Raw genomic sequence first — 18,519 nt, forward strand, 5'->3', positions numbered from 1 at the left:
ATGGGAATACGAGTATTGTCAAGCGCTTTTTCCGTACCGGAAAACTGTGTGACCAACGACGATCTGGCTAAGAGGGTGGATACCAGCGATGAGTGGATCAAGAGCCGGACCGGCATCAGTGCGCGCTTTATCGCTGAAGGTGAAACCACCTCTGATCTGGGATGCGCAGCGGCCGCCAGAGCCATTGAGCGCGCCGGGCTGAAGCCAGAGGATATTGACTGCATTGTCACCGCGACCTTTACCCCGGAAAATTTCACGCCCTCCTGCGCCTGCCTGATTCAGGAAAAGCTCGGGATAAAGGAGCTGCCCATTATGGCCTTTGATGTCAACGCGGCCTGCTCGGGCTATCTCTATGCCATGAATGTGGCCTCGGCCCTGCTGGAGACCGGACAGGTAAAACGCGCCTGCGTGGTGGGGGCTGAGGTGATCTCCAATGTGCTGGACTGGAAGGACCGGAGCACCTGCGTGCTCTTTGGCGACGGCGCCGGCGCCATGGTGCTGGAGGCGGACGCCGCCAGAAAGACCTGCTTTTACGCGGCAGCCAGAGGAGATTCCTCCGGTGCGTTGGAGACAAAATCGCTGCCGGTGCATCAGCCGGTAACCATGGACGGCAACGCGGTTTTCCGCTTTGCCACAAAAGCCATGTCGGAGGCCGTGGATAAAGCCCTGGAGAAATCCGGACTTACCATCGCCGACATTGACTGGATCATTCCGCATCAGGCCAATATCCGTATTATCGACTATGTAGCCAAAAAGGCCAGAATCGACCGGAGCAAGGTTTATGTCAATATTGACCGCTACGGCAACACCTCGTCCGCCAGCATTCCCATCGCCTATGCGGAGATGGCTGAAAAAGGTCTGCTGAAGCCCGGTATGAAGGTGATCATGGCAGGCTTTGGCGCGGGCTTTACCTGGGCCGGAGCGTTAATAGAAGTATAGAATGGTATAAATGAAGAAGCGACAAGGAGTACAGAATTTTGATTAATCAATTGTTAAATATAAAATATCCCATCATCCAGGGCGCGATGGCGAACATCGCCACCCCGGAATTTGCGGCGGTAGCCTCCAATGCCGGGTGCCTTGGCATCATCGCGAGCGGCTCCATGACCGGGGAGGAAGCACGGGCGGCGGTTCGCCGCTGCCGTGAGCTGACCGACAAGCCCTTTGGCGTTAACGTCATGCTCATGAACCCCTATTCCGATGACATCATGGCAGTCTTAATCGAAGAGAAGGTCGCGGCAGTAACCACCGGCGCAGGAAATCCGGGCAAATATCTGGACGCGCTGAAGGAAGCCGGCGTGAAGATCTTTCCGGTGGTGGCAAGCGTGGCGCTGGCCAAACGGCTGGCACAGAACGGAGCTGACGCCATCATCGCAGAGGGAACGGAATCCGGCGGACATATCGGTGATATTACCACCATGTCGCTCGTCCCGCAGGTCGCCGCAGCGGTGGATGTGCCTGTGATCGCGGCCGGGGGCATCGCTTCCGGCAGCCAGCTCAACGCCGCCCTTTGCCTGGGAGCGGAGGGAATCCAAATTGGAACCTGTCTGCTTCTGGCCGAGGAATGCACGATCCACGAAAACTACAAAAAAGCTGTCATCAAGGCAAAGGACCGCGATACCGTTGTGACAGGCAGAAGCCTGAACGCACCAGTGCGTGTTCTGAAAAACGCCATGACGACCGAGTACCTTAAAATCGAGCGCGAAGGCATTGAACGGGAAGAAATGGAACGCTTGACGCTGGGTTCTCTGAGAAAAGCCGTGGTGGAGGGCGACGTGAAAAACGGCTCTCTGATGATGGGCCAGGTGGCCGCCATGTGTAAAGAGGTTAAGCCTTTTTCACAGATCATCGACACGCTTTTGGCAGAAGCGGCAGAAGAGAAGAAGGCCTTTGAGAAAAGAAGCCAGGAACTGATCTATGATACAGAGCGTTAAGATTAAGGACAAGCTGCTGGAGATCCCGATTATCCAGGGCGGTATGGGCGTTGGCGTTTCCCTTGCGAATCTGGCGGGCAGCGTGATGAAAAACGGCGGTATGGGTGTTTTATCCATGGCCCATCCGGGCTATCGGGAGCCGGACTTTTTGGAAAACAACCTGGCCGCCAATGTGCGCGGCTTTGCAGGCGAGGTTCAAAAGGCCCGTGAGATCGCCGGCGGCAGAGGGCTGCTCGGCGTCAACATCATGGCGGCTCTCAAAAATTTTGAGGCCTATGTGCGTGCCGCGGTGGATGCCAGGGTGGACGCCATCATCGTCGGAGCCGGGCTTCCACTGGAGCTGCCCAAATACGTAGAGGATGATGGTGTGGCCATTGCGCCCATTGTGTCCAGCGGACGGGCTGCCAGACTTATTTTGAGAGCCTGGGACAAGCATTACGGGCGTACCGCGGATTTTATTGTGATCGAGGGTCCTCTGGCCGGAGGACACCTTGGCTTCAAGGAAAGCGACCTGCTGGAGGGCAAATGCCCTTCTCTTGAAGCGATTCTCGCGGATGTCAAGCGGGAAACCGCCGTCTTTGAAGAAAAATTCGGGCGGAAAATCCCCATCTTTGCAGCGGGCGGCATCTACGACGGAGCGGATATTGCCCGCTTTCTGAAGCTGGGTGCGGACGGAGTGCAGATGGCGACCCGCTTTATCGGCACCCATGAATGCGACGGCGTAGACGCCTATAAGACCGTGCTGCTGAACGCAGAAGAAAAAGACATTCAGATTGTCAAAAGCCCGGTCGGCTTTCCGGGAAGAGCGGTAAAAACAGCCCTGATCGACCGACTGGTTCAGGAGGGCCGTATTCCGCCGGCAAAATGCGTGGACTGTCTGAAGCCCTGCGACCCGGCCAAGGCACCTTATTGTATTCAGAGCGCGCTGATCGCCGCGGTAGAGGGCGACGCGGACAAAGGCCTGTTCTTCTGCGGAACCAACGCCCATCGCATGAAGACGCTGACCAGCGTCCGGGAGATCATGGAAAGCTGTATGAATGAAGCCAGTAGATTAATGGAGGAAAGATGAAAACTGCATTTTTATTTGCCGGACAGGGCGCCCAGAAGGTGGGCATGGGAAAGGACTTTTACGATGCCTTTCCAGAGGTCCGGGATTTCTATACGAATAACGACTTGGATTTCGATCTGGCACAATGCTGCTTTGAAGGGCCGGAGGACAGAGTCAATGATACCGCCTATGCCCAGAGCTGTCTGCTGATCACATCCTATGTGATGGCGCACTGCCTGAAAAAGGAGGGCATCGTCCCGGACATTACAGCCGGGCTGAGCCTTGGCGAGTACACAGCTCTGACCTACGGCGGCGCATTTACGCTGGAGGACGCCCTGAGAATCGTGCGCAAAAGGGGCCAGCTCATGGCACATGCCCTGCCCAAGGGAACGGGTATGATGGCAGCGGTATTAGGGGCTGACGCTGAAACCATTCAGCAGGCCTGCGCAGATGTTTCTGATTCAGGTATCTGCGAGGTGGCGAACTATAACTGCCCGGGGCAGATCGTAATCAGCGGTGAGACCCCGGCGGTGGAAAAGGCCAGAGCCCTGCTTCTTGAGCGCGGTGTACGCCGTGTCATGCCGCTCAATGTCAGCGGCGCCTTTCATTCCTCACTGCTTCTTGACGCCTCGAAGGAGCTTTCGGATTTGCTGGATACGGTTGAGATCAGAACGCCGTCGATCCCGGTTGTTTCCAACGTGAGCGGAGAGGTTGAGACAAGACCGGTAAGAGATGTGCTGGTGCAGCAGATCCATTCATCCGTCTATTTTGAGAAGGGGATCCGCCGCATGATTGATATGGGTGTGGACACTTTCATCGAGGTGGGCCCGGGTAAAGCCTGCAGCGGTTTTGTCAAAAAGATCGACCGGTCAGTTAAAGTGATGAACGTAGAAAATATGGAGACTTACGAAGCCGTGTGCGAAGCGCTTCGTTAAATCAGGAGATAAAAATGGAAAATAAAACAGCATTGATCACCGGTGCCAGCCGGGGAATCGGCAGAGCCATTGCTCTGAATCTGGCGAAGGAGGGCTATAACATAGCCATCAACTACAACGGGAACGCCGAAAAGGCAGCCGCTGTTAAAGAAGAATGTGAGGCCTTTGGCGTCCGTGCCATGACCTGCCAGTGCAACGTGGCGGATAACGCCGCGGTCAAGGAGATGGTGGATCAGGTGGCCGCTGAGCTTGGAACCATCGACGTGCTGGTCAACAATGCGGGCATCACTGACGACGCGCTGATCCTGCGCATGAAGGAGGAAGCCTTTGACCGAGTCATCGACACCAACCTCAAGGGCTGCTTTAACTGTATTCAGCACGTATCCAAGGTGATGCTGAAGAAAAAGAAGGGCAAGATTATCAACATGGCCTCAGTGGTCGGTATTGGCGGCAACGCCGGACAGGCGAACTACGCGGCCAGCAAGGCAGGGGTCATCGCTCTGACCAAGACAACCGCCAAGGAGCTCGCGTCCAGAAACATCACCGCCAACGCCATTGCGCCAGGCTTTATCGAGAGCGATATGAGCAGCGCCCTGTCCGAAAAGGTGCAGGAGGAAATCATGAACCAGATTCCCCTCAAACGCTATGGCACCCCTCAGGACGTGGCAGACCTGACCGTTTTTCTGGCAGGGAATAAGAGCAATTACATGACCGGACAGGTATTCAGCATTGACGGAGGTATGAACATATGAGACGCGTTGTGATAACAGGCATGGGCATTGTCTGCCCGATTGGCAACACCCTTGACGAAACCTGGGAGAGCGTAAGGGCAAACCGCTGCGGCGTGGGAGAAATCACCGCCTTTGATACCAGCGACTATAAGGTTAAGCTGGCCGCAGAGGTTAAGGATCTGGACACAGAGCAGTATTTCAGCAAGCGGGAGATGAAGTTTAACGAACGCTTTACCCAGTTTGCCCGCATTGCGGCCAAGCAGGCCTATGCGAACGCGGGGCTGGAGGAATCCGGGCTTGACCGCGACCGCTTCGGCGTCATTGTGGGCTCAGGCGTCGGCGGACTGCGCAAGATTGAGGAATCCACCGAGACCCTGAACAGCCGTGGGCCGGGAAGGGTTTCGCCCTTCTTTATCCCCATGGCCATTGTCAATCTGGCGCCGGGCAACATTGCCATTGATCTGCAGGCAAGGGGTATCTGCTCCAGCAGTGTGACGGCCTGCGCCTCAGGCACCAATTCCATCGGGGAGGCCTTCCACCGCATTCGTTTCGGTTACGAGGATGTTATCGCGGCCGGCGGCAGCGAATCCACCATTACGCCCCTTGGCATTGCGGGTTTTCAGTCCATGCGCGCGCTTTACAGCGGCGACGACCCCAAACGCGCCTCCATCCCCTTTGATAAGGAGCGCAGCGGCTTCGTCATGGGTGAGGGCGCAGGTATCCTGATGCTGGAGGAGCTGGAGCACGCAAAGGCCAGAGGCGCGAAGATATACGCCGAGGTCGTGGGCTACGGCACCAGCTGTGACGCCCACCACATTACCGCGCCCCTTGAGGACGGCAGCGGCGCGGTGAAAGCCATGAATAATGCGCTGAAGGACGGAGGGCTGGCCGTTGAGGCTGTGGATTACATCAACGCCCACGGGACCAGCACAGCCTTGAACGATAAGGGTGAAACAGCCGCGGTCAAGGCGCTTTTCGGCGGTCATGCCAAAGAACTGATGATTTCCTCCACCAAGTCCATGACAGGCCATCTGCTGGGCGGCAGCGGGGCTGTGGAGGCCGTAATCACGGTCAAGGCGCTTCAGGACGGCTTTGTGCCGGCAACCCTGAATTATCAGGTGCCGGACCCGGAATGCGACCTGAACGTCGTGCCCAATGAGGGAGTGAAAAAGGACATTCGCTGTGCCATTTCCAATTCCTTTGGCTTTGGCGGACACAACGCGACCCTGGCGTTCGCGAAATGGGAGGACTAAGATGCTGCTCAATTCTAATCAGATACAGGAAATCATTCCACACCGCTATCCCTTTTTACTGGTAGACCAGATCATTGAGATGGAGGGAGACCATGTGGTAGGCGTTAAATGTGTCACAGCCAATGAAATGCAGTTTATGGGGCATTTCCCGCAGCAGCATGTCATGCCCGGCGTTCTGGTCATTGAGGCGCTGGCGCAGGCGGGCGCGGTGCTGCTTTTGTCAAAAGAGGAAAACAAGGGCAAAATCGCGCTGTTTGCGGGCATCAACAAGGCTCGTATCCACCGCCAGGTCATTCCCGGAGACAAGCTGACCCTGGACGTCACCTTTAAGGGCTTCCGGGCAGGTATCGGCTTTGCCGACGCGCTGGCAACCGTCGATGGCGAAAAAGCCGTAAAGTGTGAGCTGATGTTCGCGGTTCAGCAGTAATGCAAGAGGGCCATTCCCCGATGATATGGGGAATGGCCCTCTCTTTTTGTCCGCCGGCCTAGTTTTCCTTTGGACAGGGTAAAATCAGGCGCATCCGGAAGCAGTTGTCCGCACAGGTAAACTTCAGGAAACCATGATAGCGCGATGCGAAATCTGCGATGCTCTGGGTGCCGTAGCCGTGTCCTTTTTTCGAGCCGGCCGGCATTCCGTCCCCGTCAAAGACCACATCGTTGGCGCAGGTGTTATCAATTTCCAGAAAGTATTGGGAGTGCTGCTGCCTGCCGGTAATGCGGATGCTTTTTTGAACGCCGGTATCCATTGCCCGGCAGGCGTTCCAGGCGTTTTCGATGGCGTTTGACAGCATAACAGAGAACTCTGTGATGTCGATCCGCTTTTCAGACGGCGTCTCCAACAGGATGGTATAGTCAATTTGTTCCTTTTCCAGCTTCTCTGTGAAAAAAGAAAGCACCCCGTCCACGATCATCTCTCCGGTATATATTTGGAGCTGGCCGCTGTTCTGAGTGGCATTAAGACCAGTGTCCATCGAGTCGACCACCTTCTGAATGGAGGACCAGTCCCGGTTTGTGACACAGGTGTTAATGAGCTGGGCATAATGGCGCATGTCGTGGCGGTACATTCTGACCTGCTCATCCATTTTCTGGAGCGTCGCAGTGTGCTTCTCGATAAAGGACATCTGCATTTGGAGCAGCTCGTAGCTTTTCTCAATCTGGTTACGGCGGTTCATATTTCGGAACACAATATAGAAGGCGACATAGACACAGACGACAGCCACACACATAAACAGGGCCTGCGGCTGCATTTCCGGATGCTGGTATAAGGGGCCGGGGAGCATGATGATCATTGCGAACACAAAGCTGAGCGACACCGGAATCGTCATAAGCCACCACCATTCACCCCGGATAGCTCTGAAAACCTCAAGGAAGGGTTTCCTGAAAAACAGGTACAGCAGCAGCGCGATAAACAGAAAGACAAACAGCTTGATAAGGACATGAATCTGAGCCGTTGAGTAAAAGACACTGTCGCTCAGCGTGTCACTGATAAAGATAAACAGGCAGGCGCTGAAAAAATTGAACAGCATCCGCCCGCCAAGGTGCCTGTAAATCAGGAAGTAAAAGAGGCCGCAGGCGATAATGTTAAAGATTGAGATCGACGATTTTGCGGACTGGGTCGTCTCAACATTGAATACAATGAGGATATCGGCAAGAAATAAGAGGGCAATGAAGAACAGCACCAGCCAGCGGGTAACCTTTTTTGAAAAACGCCATCCATCCGATAGAATGCTGATATAAATGAGGCCTAAGGGTGATGACACCATGCTTTCCATGACAGCGATTGCTTTATCCATTTTCCAGTTTCCTTTCCGCAGATGCCTCCTCTGGGATTACAAGGGAGTATGTCTGTTTAAATATACGACAGAAAGGCCCGATTGTCAAACGCTTATTTTACAACTAATTTTCAGTCCGCCCTTTTAAAATAGGCGATGGTTTGGTATAATAATAAAATATCGAAAAAATTGATCGCAGTTTAATAAAAACATGAGCATAGAGAGAGGTAAGCAGATTGAAAAAAGAAATGTCAAAAGTCTATGACCCCAAGGACGTAGAAAGCCGTATATATGCCTGGTGGCAGGAAAAGGACTATTTTAAACCCGAGGTGCACCCCGACGGCAGGCCCTTTACCATTGTGATGCCGCCTCCGAACATTACCGGACAGCTGCACATGGGCCACGCCTTCGACGATACCCTTCAGGATGTGCTCACCCGCTTCAAGAGAATGCAGGGCTATGCGGCACTCTGGGTGCCGGGTATGGACCACGCCAGCATCGCCACTGAAGTGAAGGTGGTTGAAAAAATCCGCAACGAGGAAGGCAAAACCAAGGAAGAGCTCGGGCGTGAGGAATTCCTCAAACGCGCCTGGGACTGGGCCTTAACCTATAAAGACCGTATCCGTGAGCAGGTTAAAAAGCTCGGAGCCTCCTGCGACTGGGACCGTGAACGCTTTACCATGGACGAGGGCTGCAGCGAGGCCGTCAAGGAAACCTTTGTCCGTCTGTACGAGGAGGGGCTGATCTACAAGGGAAGCCGTATTATCAACTGGTGCCCCGACTGTAAAACCGCCCTGTCCGACGCAGAGGTCGAGTACGCCGAGCAGGCCAGCCATTTGTGGCATATCCGTTACCCCATCGCGGGCAGCGACGGCTACGTGACTGTTGCCACCACCCGTCCGGAAACCATGCTGGGCGATTCCGGCGTGGCGGTGAACCCAAATGACGCGCGCTATAAGGATTTGGTGGGTAAAACCGTTATCCTGCCGCTGGTGAACAAGGAAATCCCCGTGGTTGCCGATGATTATGTGGATATGGAATTTGGAACCGGCGTGGTTAAAATGACCCCGGCCCACGATCCCAATGACTACGAAGTCGGAAAACGCCATAACCTCGAAGAGATCAATGTCATGAACGAGGACGGCACCATGAACGAGCTGGCGGGCAAATATGCCGGCATGGACCGTTACGAATGCCGCAAGGCTGTTGTGGAGGACCTGAAGGCGCTGGGACTGCTTGAAAAAATCGAAGACCATGTCCATAACGTCGGCGAATGTTACCGCTGTGGCACCACGGTTGAGACCATGACCTCTGAGCAGTGGTTTGTAAAGATGGCGCCTCTGGCAAAACCCGCCATTGAGGCCGTCAGAAACCGCGATACCCAGTTTGTGCCGGACCGTTTCAGCAAGATTTACTTTAACTGGATGGAAAACATCCGTGACTGGTGCATTTCCCGCCAGCTGTGGTGGGGACACCAGATCCCTGCCTACTACTGCGATGACTGCGGCGAAATGGTCGTAGCCAAGGAAATGCCCGGAGTCTGTCCGAAATGCGGAGGAACCCACTTTACACAGGACGAAAACGCTCTGGATACCTGGTTCAGCTCCGGACTGTGGCCCTTCTCCACAATGGGCTGGCCGGAAAAAACCCAGGACCTGGAGAAATTCTACCCGAACAGTGTGCTGGTGACAGCCTACGATATTATTTTCTTCTGGGTTGCGCGCATGATCTTTATGGGTCTGCACATAATGGACGAGGTTCCCTTCTCCGATGTCTATATTCACGGCCTGATCCGTGACGCCAAGGGGCGTAAGATGAGCAAATCCCTGGGCAACGGCATCGACCCGCTGGAAATCATCGAAGAGTTCTCAGCCGACGCTCTGCGTTTCTCGATCATCACAGGGAACTCCGCGGGGAACGACATCCGCTGGCAGGATGAAAAGCTGGAAGCCAGCAGAAACTTCCTGAATAAAATCTGGAACGCCGCCCGCTTTGTGCTGATGAACCTGGATGAAAACATCATGGACCAGCAGGACACTGCGTTTGCCAATCTGGAAAATACCGATAAATGGATTCTGAGCCGCATGAACGACGTTGTGCGCGATGTGACACAGAACATGGATAAATACGAGCTGGGAATCGCCGCCCAGAAGATCTACGATTTTGCCTGGAACGAATACTGTGACTGGTATATCGAGCTGGTAAAGCCAAGACTGTACGGCGACGACGAAGCCACCAAGGCAGCGGCCCAGTATACCCTGAACGTGGTGCTGACCAATATTCTCAAGCTGCTGCACCCGGTTATCCCATTCATCACCGAAGAAATCTACGGCTACCTGCCCGGTGCGGGCGAAGCCATCATTGTTTCCGAATGGCCGGAATACGATGACGCGCTGCATTTTTCGCAGGATGAGGACGACGTCCGATTCCTGATGGCCTGTATCAAGAGCATCCGCAATATCCGTTCCGAGATGGATGTGCCAAACGCCAAGAAAACGCAGCTCTTTGTCATCACCGGCAATGCCGGACACAATGAGCTGATGCTCAAGTCCGCCGTTTATTTTGAAAAGCTGGCCTCTGTCTCCGGTATCTCTGCCATTGTCAAGGAGGAGGTACAGGAAAACTATGTGAGCGCTGTCGTCGAAGACGCAGAGCTGTTCCTGTCCATGGACGAGCTGGTGGACAAGGAAAAGGAAATCGAGCGTCTGAGCGGCGAGAAGGCCAAGCTTGAGAAAGAGCTGGACCGTGTGGACAAAAAGCTGTCCAACAAGGGTTTTACCGATAAGGCCCCTGAGAAGGTCGTGGAGGGCGAGCGTGAAAAGCAGCGCAAATACCAGGAAATGCTGGATAAGGTGCTGGAACGTTTAGCCTATTACAACAAGTAAGAAAATAAAACAGAACAGGGCGGAAGGAGACTTCCGCTTTTTCTTTAGAGGAAAGTTGTATTTATTGCCGACTAAATGAAAGGAGTTCCCATGAACGAGGAAGGAAAGAAACGGATTTTGATTGCAGACGATAATCAGGACATTTGCGAGCTGGTGGAGATTCTGCTGACAGCGGAGGGCTTTGAGGTCGTCCAGGCCAAAAACGGGCAGGAGGCAGTGGACAGAACGGACAGCTCCGTTGACCTGATCATACTGGACGTTATGATGCCACAGAAATCGGGCTACAAGGCCTGCTCTGAGATCCGGGAAAAGACACGGGTGCCCATTTTGTTTTTAACCGCCAAGGACCAGGATTCCGACAAGGTAATGGGCTTCTCAGTCGGCGGCGACGACTACCTGTCAAAGCCCTTTTCCTACACCGAGCTGGTGTCCCGGGTCAAGTCCCTGCTGCGCCGGTACTACGTCTATCAGGGCAGCGCGCCGGAGCAGAAAAGCAACAGGCTGGTGATCCGGGACCTGGCGCTGGATAAGGACGCGCAGAATGTTGAGATCGCCGGAGAAATTGTCACGCTGACCGATATTGAGTACCGGATACTGGAGCTGATGATGGACAACCGGAAAAAGGTGTTCTCAGCCCAGAATATTTATGAGAGCATCTGGAACGAGCCTTACTTCTATTCGGCCAACAACACAGTCATGGTGCATATCCGGAACTTGCGCAAAAAGCTCGGGGACAACTCCCAGGAGCCGCAGTATATCAAGACCGCCTGGGGAAAGGGCTACTATGTTGACTAGGCAGGAGGAGAGCATTTTCCGCTCCAGGCTTGGGCTGACCGTCATGAAATATTTTGGCATCGCCTTTGTCATCGCTCTGGCCTCGGGCGTTGCCACCACACTGCTGCTGTCCTGCTTCATCCGGGAGAATGGCATCTCCGGCGAAACCGTAGAGCTTTTTGCCTACATGGTCACCATTGCAGTGCTCTTTATTGTGTTTTTGAAGCTGTTCCATAAAAAAATCCGCTATATCCATACTCTGGAGCACGGCATTGAGATCATCGAGGGCGGCGGGCTGGAGTACCCCATTCCGGTGGAGGGCAATGATGAGCTGACCTCTCTGGCCATCCAGCTCAACGCCATGCGCCGGACCCTGCAGAAGCAGATCGACGAGCGGGAAACAGCTATCCGGGAGAACCACGAGATGGTCACCGCCATATCCCACGATATCCGGACGCCGCTGACCTCAGTGATCTGTTATCTGGACCTGATCCGGGACGGCAAGGTCAAAAGCGCTGAGGAGGAGGCCGTATATATCAATAACGCCCTGGAAAAGGCCTATCAGATTAAAAACCTTTCCACCGCCCTTTTCACCCACTCGGTGGCAGAAAATGAGGAGGTCATGTTCCATTACGAGCTGATCGACGGCAACGAGCTGCTGGCACAGGTTTTATCCGAAAGTGTCTTTCTGCTGGAGGAAAAGGGCCTGAAGGTCGAGGTGAAGGACAGCATCGAGCAGGGCTTTGCCATCAATGTGGATATTCAGCAGTTCCGGCGCGTTTTTGACAACCTCTGCTCCAACGCCCTGAAATACGCCGACCCCAGGTGGCCCATCTGCTTTGACGTGATGCTGGAGCCGGATACCCTGCGCATTATCCAGACCAACCAGGTGCGCAAAAGCAGCGGCGTCGAGAGCTTCGGCATTGGGCTGAAAACCTGTGAAAAGATCGCGGAACGCCATGAGGGGTCCTTTAAGAGCTGGATTGAGAAGGGTGAGTTTGTGGCGATCTGGACGCTGCCGCTGTATTAGCCGAAACGCTGTGTCCCTACAGCTTAAGCTTGTTTTTTTGCTTTGCACCGCAAAAAGAACACATGATGGACGATTACATGATGAATATTAATAAAATCTTTAGATTTCATCCCGAATTTCTTCATGTTTTTATGTTAAAATGATTCACAACAAAACAATTAATGGAGGCACCATGAATAAGAAAAAAAGTATCATTATTACGCTTGTCATACTGGCAGTCGTTGTCTTGGCGCTGGGCGTCTGGGCCTGTTCGCGCACCAGCCAGCCGCAGGCAGCCGCTGTCAAAACCACAGCCCTTGAGAAGACCAATCTTCAGCGAACGGTTTCGAGCAACGGGACAGTGGAGAGCACCTACGTTGAGCAGGTCAGCAATATGACCGGTATTCCGGTTTGGGATATCGACGTATCTGTCGGTGAATGGGTTGAAAAGGGCGACCGTCTCTGCCGCCTGTACGAAGAAAAAAGTGATACCTGGGAGCGGGTGGAAGCCACGACCTCCGGCACGATCACAGCCATCAACGCCCAGAACGGCGCGCCGGCCAATGGTGTGCTCTTTACCATCGAAGATACCAACAGCCTGCGTGTGATCACCAACATCAAGGAAGCAGACGTGGGCACCGTACAGCCGGGAATGAAGGTAACCATCAAAACCGATGCCACTGGCGACAAGGAATACACCGGTACGGTACAGAGCATTGCGCCCACAGCGGTTAAGCAGTCCAGCGCCTCGGGTACCAGCGCGGCGGCCGCTTCTTCGGGCAGCCAGAATCCGGAATTTGAAACCCGGGTCAGCATTGACTCTGATATCAGCGGCCTGCTGATCGGGATGAAGGCCCGCCTTAACATCATCGTTGAAGAACGGAACGGTGTTTACAGCGTTCCCTTTGACGTGCTGACCACCAACGCCAACAATGAGAGCTGTGTGCTGGTGGCCGCAGACCCCAAGGACGGCGTCTACACGGTGAAGGAGGTGCCGGTCACCACGGGTACCGAAACCGACTTTGCCATTGAAATTTCAGGCGATCAGCTGACAGATGGCATGCAGATCATCACCGACATCGACAAGGTTAAGGCCGGCGATTCCGTTACCCTGCAGCAGTCGGGCGGCGACGGGACGGTTCAGACCGATACGGCCGGAGGAGACACCAATGCGCAATAAGATCATCGAGATGAAGGGCATTGTGAAGCGCTTCTATGTGGGTTCGCCCAATGAGCTTGAAATCCTTCATGGCCTTGATCTGGAAGTCTTAGAGGGCGAATTTATATCCATTATCGGGGCATCCGGCTCCGGCAAGTCCACGCTGATGAACATCATCGGCGCCCTTGACCGGCCCACAGAAGGCGAATACTATCTGGACCAGCTGCTGGTCAGTACCATCAAGGACAGCGGGCTCTCAAAGATCCGAAACCAGAAAATCGGCTTTGTGTTCCAGACCTTTAACCTGATCCCGCGTTCCACGGCCCTCAGCAATGTGGAGCTGCCCATGCTGTACTCGGGCATGCCCAAGGCGGAGCGCCGGGAGCGGGCAGAGGAGCTGCTGGCGCTGGTGGATATGTCGGACCGGGCCAAGCACCGTCCCAATGAGCTTTCCGGCGGACAGAAGCAGCGTATCGCTATCGCCCGTGCCATGGCCAATAACCCGTCGATCATTCTGGCCGATGAGCCCACCGGTGCGCTGGACAGTAAAACCGGACGGATGGTCATGGATATTTTCCATGAGCTGCATGAAAAGCAGGGCAAAACCATTATTTTGATCACCCATAATCCCGAGCTGGCCGATGAAACCGAGCGGATTATCACGCTGAGTGACGGCAGCATCGTCGGCACCCGGGCAGGTACCGGGGTGAGATTGGAGCGACACAATGAACTTGCTTGAGAATATTAAACTGGCCCTGGAGGGGCTGCGCGCCAACAAAATGCGGGCGCTGCTGACCATGCTGGGCATCATTATCGGGATTGCCTCAGTCATTGCCATTACCTCCCTTGGGGACGCCATGTCCAATACGCTGAATGAGACCCTCTCCAACGTGGGCGGGCGCAACATTCAGCTGTACGTCATGCCTAAGGACGTGGACGGCACTTACTCCAACAGCGATGAGGATAACATTACCGACGAGATGATCGAACGCTTCAGAGAGCGCTACGGCGATGAGATTGAGGGCCTTGAGATCAGCAATAACGTCGGGGCGGCCAAAACCGTCGATGTGATCCCGCAGCAGGAGATGAAAATCACCGGCGCGAACCATGATTACTTCACGGTTGAGAATGTCAAGATCATCCAGGGCCGCGCCATCAGCGACCGGGATGTCGAGGGTGAAAAGAACGTTATTGTTATCTCCAGTATTATGAAGCAGAACCTGTACGGCGCGAACAGCGACCCCATCGGGAAGGAAATAAAAGTGGAGACCACCTACGGGACAGAGAGCTTTTACGTCGTAGGGGTTTACCAGGACCCCATGGAGGACGCGACCCAGAGCGCCATGATGGCCGCAATGGGCGGCAGCGGCCGCTCCACGGCTTACATTCCCTATACAACGGCCAAGAGCATCACAAACGACACCACCAAAGGCTACAGCATGGTCATGCTCATGGCCTCGCCGAATGTCAGCTCGACAGAGCTGGCCACCAAGGCAGCTGCCTATTTCAACAAATTCTATCCTGAAAACAGCAACAGCAAGGTAGAGGCGCAGAGCATGGAAAGCATCATGAAGGAAATGAACAGCGCCATGTCGCAGGTATCCATGGCCATCGCGGTCATCGCAGGCATCTCGCTGCTGGTCGGCGGGATCGGGGTTATGAATATCATGCTGGTATCCGTCACCGAGCGTACCCGTGAGATTGGGGTGCGCAAGGCCCTGGGTGCGCCTAATAGCGCAATCCGCATACAGTTCTTGGTTGAGTCCATGATCATCTGTATCATCGGCGGTATCCTGGGCATCCTGCTGGGCGCGGGCTTTGGCGCCCTCGGCGGGCTGCTGCTCCAGACCACGGTCGTGCCGTCGGTCGGTTCCATCGCCCTGGCGGTCGGCTTCTCCATGGCCATCGGCGTGTTCTTTGGCTACTACCCGGCCAACAAGGCGGCCAAGCTTGACCCCATCGAGGCGCTGCGATACGAATAACGAAGCAAACGCATTTTGCAGAGAAAGGATTCTGATCTTGAATAAAGACCTTCTCTGTAAAATGTGAGTCCTGATACCAGGGACTAAATTTTATCTTTACTTCCTGTGGTTGAAGTGCTAAAATAGAGTAAATCAACTAAATAAAAAGCACCCAAAAGGGGAGTAACTCAACCATTAAGGAGCTGCTTAGTCGTCATTTCGAGCGAAAGCTCCGGCTAAGCATCAAGCGTTATACTTGAGAGTAAGACCTTTATTTCTAATTTCGCGTTTGTCTTTGGGCAGGCGGGGTAATCTAGAGATAAGGGTCTTTTTATTCATAAATCAAGGAGGACAGAATGACAAACGAAGAAAGCAACAAGCCAAGGGAACCCTTTCTGCTGTCGGCAGCGGAGACCGAAAAAGTCTACGACACCGACGCGCGCACGGGCCTCACCGACGCCCAGGCAGCGCAGCGGCAGGAAACCTACGGCAAGAACAAGATGGCAGAGGGCAGGCGGAAATCGCTGCTGCGGATGTTTTTGGAACAGTTCAAGGATTTCCTGATCCTGGTACTGGTCGCGGCGGCGGTCATATCCGGCTTTCTGGGAGAAATCAGCGACGCTGTTTTAATTTTAATCATCGTTATCCTCAATGCCGTCATTGGGATGGTGCAGGAAAATAAGGCTGAGAACTCCATGGAGGCGCTGAAAAAGCTGACCATACCCGAAGCCAAGGTGCTCAGAAACGGCGTGCAGACGGTCATTAAGGCCGAGGATCTGGTGCCGGGGGACGTGGTTTATCTGGACGCCGGGGACAATGTGCCGGCAGACGGCCGGCTCATCGAGTCCGCGGCCCTGCAGATACAGGAATCGGCCCTGACGGGGGAATCGGTGGCGGTAGAGAAGGATCTCGCCGACATCAGCAACCCTGAAACGCCGCTGGGCGACCGGCTCAACGCTGTTTATATGAGCAGCACGGTAACCTACGGGCGGGGCAAGTTCATTGTGACTAAAACCGGCATGGACACGGAAATCGGCAAGATCGCCGGCATGATCCAGGGCACCGTATCCATGCAGACGCCGCTGCAGAAACGGCTGACGGAGCTGGGCAAAATCCTGGCAGTGGGCTGTCTGGGCGCGTGTATTGTGATCTTCTTTATCGGCCTGGTGCGGGGCGGCGATATGCTGGAAATGTTTATGACCGCTGTCAGCCTGGCAGTGGCCGCCATTCCCGAGGGCCTGCCCGCCATCGTTACCGTGGTGCTGGCCATGGGCACCCAGCGGCTGGTGGCCAAGCATGCCATTATCCGGAAGCTGCCCGCGGTTGAGACCCTGGGCGCAGCGTCGGTGATCTGCTCGGATAAAACCGGAACCCTGACGCAGAATAAAATGACCATTAAAAAGGTCTACGCCAATGACGGGATTGTGGACGCTGAGGATATCAAGGACGACGGCTTTACCGACAGCGAGCGCCTGGTGGTGCGGATCGGCCTGCTCTGCAATGACGCGTCCATCGTGACGGACGACAGTGGCGTCAAGGAGATCGGGGATCCCACAGAGGTCGCCATGGTGGCCTACGCGGCCAGCCTCGGCTATCAGAAAAACGAGTATCTTGAGAAATACCCAAGAATCAATGAAATCCCCTTTGATTCGGACCGCAAGCTCATGACCACTGTGCACAAGGACGGCGGACACTATTACAGCTTTACCAAGGGTGCGCCCGACGTGCTGCTGAGTCGCTGTACAAATTACCTCAAGGGTATGGGCAGCATTCCCTATGAGAGCGCGGCTCTGCCCTTTGACACAGCGGCCAGAGCGGCGGTCGAAGAGGCCAATGAAACCCTGTCCGACGATGCCTACCGGGTACTGGGCTTTGCCTTTAAACGCTATGACAGCGAGCCTGAGGTGACCATGGAAGAGCTGGAAAACGATATGACCTTTGTGGGCCTGACGGGCATGATCGACCCGCCGCGCGTGGAGGTCAAGGATTCTATCCACGAGTGCCATACGGCGGGGATCAAGACGGTTATGATCACCGGGGACCACAAAAATACCGCGGTGGCCATCGCGAAGGATCTGGACATCTACGGCCCGGACAGCATTGCCCTGTCTGGCACCGAGCTCAACAACATGACCGACGCGGAGCTGGAGAAAAAGATCGACCATGTGGCCGTGTACGCCCGTGTGTCGCCTGAGCATAAGGTGCGGATTGTGGACGCCTGGCAGAAAAAGGGCGCTGTGGTCGCCATGACCGGCGACGGCGTCAACGACGCGCCGGCCCTCAAGAAGGCCGACATCGGCTGCGCCATGGGCATTACGGGCACCGACGTGTCCAAGGAGGCGGCGGAAATGATTCTGACCGATGATAATTTCTCCACCATTGTGTCTGCGGTCAAGGAAGGCCGGGGCATTTATGAGAATATCAAAAAGGCGGTTCACTTCCTGCTGTCCTGTAATATCGCCGAAATCCTGATCCTGTTCATCGCCACGCTCATCGGCTGGATACAGCCCCTGCTGCCAGTGCATATTTTGTGGATCAACCTGATTACGGACAGTCTGCCTGCGCTGGCTCTGGGGGTTGAAAAGAACGACGAGGACATCATGACCAAGAAACCCAGAGACCCCAGGGAGAGCATCTTTGCCCACGGTCTGGGCGGACGCATTATTTTCCAGGGCGTTGTGCTGGCTGCTATCTCGCTGTTCGTCTTTAATTATGGTTACTCCCACTTTGGCCTGGACGAGGGCCGCACCATGGTCTTTGCAGTGCTGGGCCTGTCTCAGCTGACCCATGTGCTCAATGTCCGGTCTGAGAGCAAATCGGTATTCAGCAGACAGTTCTTTACCAACCGGTACCTGTGGGGTGCGATTCTGATCTCGGCTGTGCTGCAGCTGTCCGTTATTCTGATACCGGCGGCCCACCCGCTGTTCAGTGTGACCTTCCTGAATCCTCAGGAATGGCTGATCATTGTAGCCGCATCGCTGGCGCCGCTGCTGGTGGTGGAAATCACCAAGCTTATCGGCCGGCTTATCCGCCGGGACAAATAAAAATAAAGCCCGCA

General features: G+C 54.7%; 15 protein-coding genes. 14 read left to right on the forward strand and 1 reads right to left on the reverse strand.

From position 1 onward, the window contains the following. The 7 genes from I2B62_RS02120 to fabZ are packed head-to-tail and all read left to right on the forward strand — an operon-like array spanning position 1 to position 6,328. Positions 1–939: a beta-ketoacyl-ACP synthase III gene (locus I2B62_RS02120; protein ID WP_195267323.1), complete on the forward strand. Its 939-nt coding sequence runs from the start codon at positions 1–3 to the stop codon at positions 937–939. Between the two features lie 38 nt (positions 940–977). Further along, positions 978–1,934: a DUF561 domain-containing protein gene (locus I2B62_RS02125; protein ID WP_207735922.1), complete on the forward strand. Its 957-nt coding sequence runs from the start codon at positions 978–980 to the stop codon at positions 1,932–1,934. Then, the gene (locus I2B62_RS02130; RefSeq protein WP_195267324.1) at positions 1,918–3,003 is read left to right on the forward strand and encodes a nitronate monooxygenase family protein; all 1,086 of its coding nucleotides are present in this window, start codon (positions 1,918–1,920) and stop codon (positions 3,001–3,003) included. Before I2B62_RS02125 ends, I2B62_RS02130 begins: the two co-directional genes overlap by 17 nt. Next, positions 3,000–3,917, forward strand: coding sequence for an ACP S-malonyltransferase (gene fabD, locus I2B62_RS02135; RefSeq protein ID WP_195267325.1), 918 nt, complete (start codon positions 3,000–3,002; stop codon positions 3,915–3,917). Before I2B62_RS02130 ends, fabD begins: the two co-directional genes overlap by 4 nt. Positions 3,918–3,931: 14 nt before the next feature. After that, complete coding sequence (gene fabG, locus I2B62_RS02140) at positions 3,932–4,669, forward strand: 3-oxoacyl-[acyl-carrier-protein] reductase (RefSeq protein WP_195267326.1); 738 nt, start codon at positions 3,932–3,934, stop codon at positions 4,667–4,669. Further along, positions 4,666–5,901, forward strand: coding sequence for a beta-ketoacyl-ACP synthase II (fabF, locus tag I2B62_RS02145; RefSeq protein ID WP_195267327.1), 1,236 nt, complete (start codon positions 4,666–4,668; stop codon positions 5,899–5,901). Before fabG ends, fabF begins: the two co-directional genes overlap by 4 nt. A 1-nt stretch (position 5,902) precedes the next feature. After that, positions 5,903–6,328: a 3-hydroxyacyl-ACP dehydratase FabZ gene (fabZ, locus tag I2B62_RS02150; protein ID WP_058694969.1), complete on the forward strand. Its 426-nt coding sequence runs from the start codon at positions 5,903–5,905 to the stop codon at positions 6,326–6,328. A 58-nt stretch (positions 6,329–6,386) separates the two neighbouring features. Here the strand turns inward: fabZ and I2B62_RS02155 are convergent, their stop codons facing one another. Further along, positions 6,387–7,694 carry a GHKL domain-containing protein gene (locus I2B62_RS02155; RefSeq protein ID WP_195267328.1) on the reverse strand — a complete coding sequence of 436 codons (1,308 nt, stop codon included), beginning with the start codon at positions 7,692–7,694 and terminating at the stop codon, positions 6,387–6,389. A gap of 227 nt (positions 7,695–7,921) precedes the next feature. Between I2B62_RS02155 and I2B62_RS02160 the strand changes: the two genes are divergently transcribed. The 7 genes from I2B62_RS02160 (at position 7,922) to I2B62_RS02190 (ending at position 18,505) form a co-directional block, all read left to right on the forward strand. Continuing rightward, positions 7,922–10,558 carry a valine--tRNA ligase gene (locus tag I2B62_RS02160; RefSeq protein WP_195267944.1) on the forward strand — a complete coding sequence of 879 codons (2,637 nt, stop codon included), beginning with the start codon at positions 7,922–7,924 and terminating at the stop codon, positions 10,556–10,558. Between the two features lie 90 nt (positions 10,559–10,648). Then, the gene (locus I2B62_RS02165) at positions 10,649–11,353 is read left to right on the forward strand and encodes a response regulator transcription factor (RefSeq protein ID WP_195267329.1); all 705 of its coding nucleotides are present in this window, start codon (positions 10,649–10,651) and stop codon (positions 11,351–11,353) included. Further along, positions 11,343–12,362, forward strand: coding sequence for a HAMP domain-containing sensor histidine kinase (locus tag I2B62_RS02170; protein ID WP_195267330.1), 1,020 nt, complete (start codon positions 11,343–11,345; stop codon positions 12,360–12,362). Before I2B62_RS02165 ends, I2B62_RS02170 begins: the two co-directional genes overlap by 11 nt. 172 nt (positions 12,363–12,534) lie before the next feature. Then, positions 12,535–13,521: an HlyD family efflux transporter periplasmic adaptor subunit gene (locus I2B62_RS02175; protein WP_195267331.1), complete on the forward strand. Its 987-nt coding sequence runs from the start codon at positions 12,535–12,537 to the stop codon at positions 13,519–13,521. Continuing rightward, positions 13,511–14,239: an ABC transporter ATP-binding protein gene (locus I2B62_RS02180; RefSeq protein ID WP_279354762.1), complete on the forward strand. Its 729-nt coding sequence runs from the start codon at positions 13,511–13,513 to the stop codon at positions 14,237–14,239. The genes I2B62_RS02175 and I2B62_RS02180 overlap by 11 nt, the downstream gene beginning before the upstream one ends. Then, a complete protein-coding gene (locus I2B62_RS02185) occupies positions 14,226–15,482 on the forward strand; it encodes an ABC transporter permease (RefSeq protein ID WP_195267332.1) in 1,257 nt (418 codons plus the stop codon). The genes I2B62_RS02180 and I2B62_RS02185 overlap by 14 nt, the downstream gene beginning before the upstream one ends. Before the next feature lie 335 nt (positions 15,483–15,817). Continuing rightward, entirely contained in the window at positions 15,818–18,505 is a 2,688-nt protein-coding gene (locus tag I2B62_RS02190) for a calcium-translocating P-type ATPase, PMCA-type (RefSeq protein WP_195267333.1), read from the forward strand. Positions 18,506–18,519 lie beyond the last annotated feature (14 nt).

The organism is Eubacterium sp. 1001713B170207_170306_E7 (assembly GCF_015547515.1).
Taxonomy (GTDB): domain Bacteria; phylum Bacillota; class Clostridia; order Eubacteriales; family Eubacteriaceae; genus Eubacterium.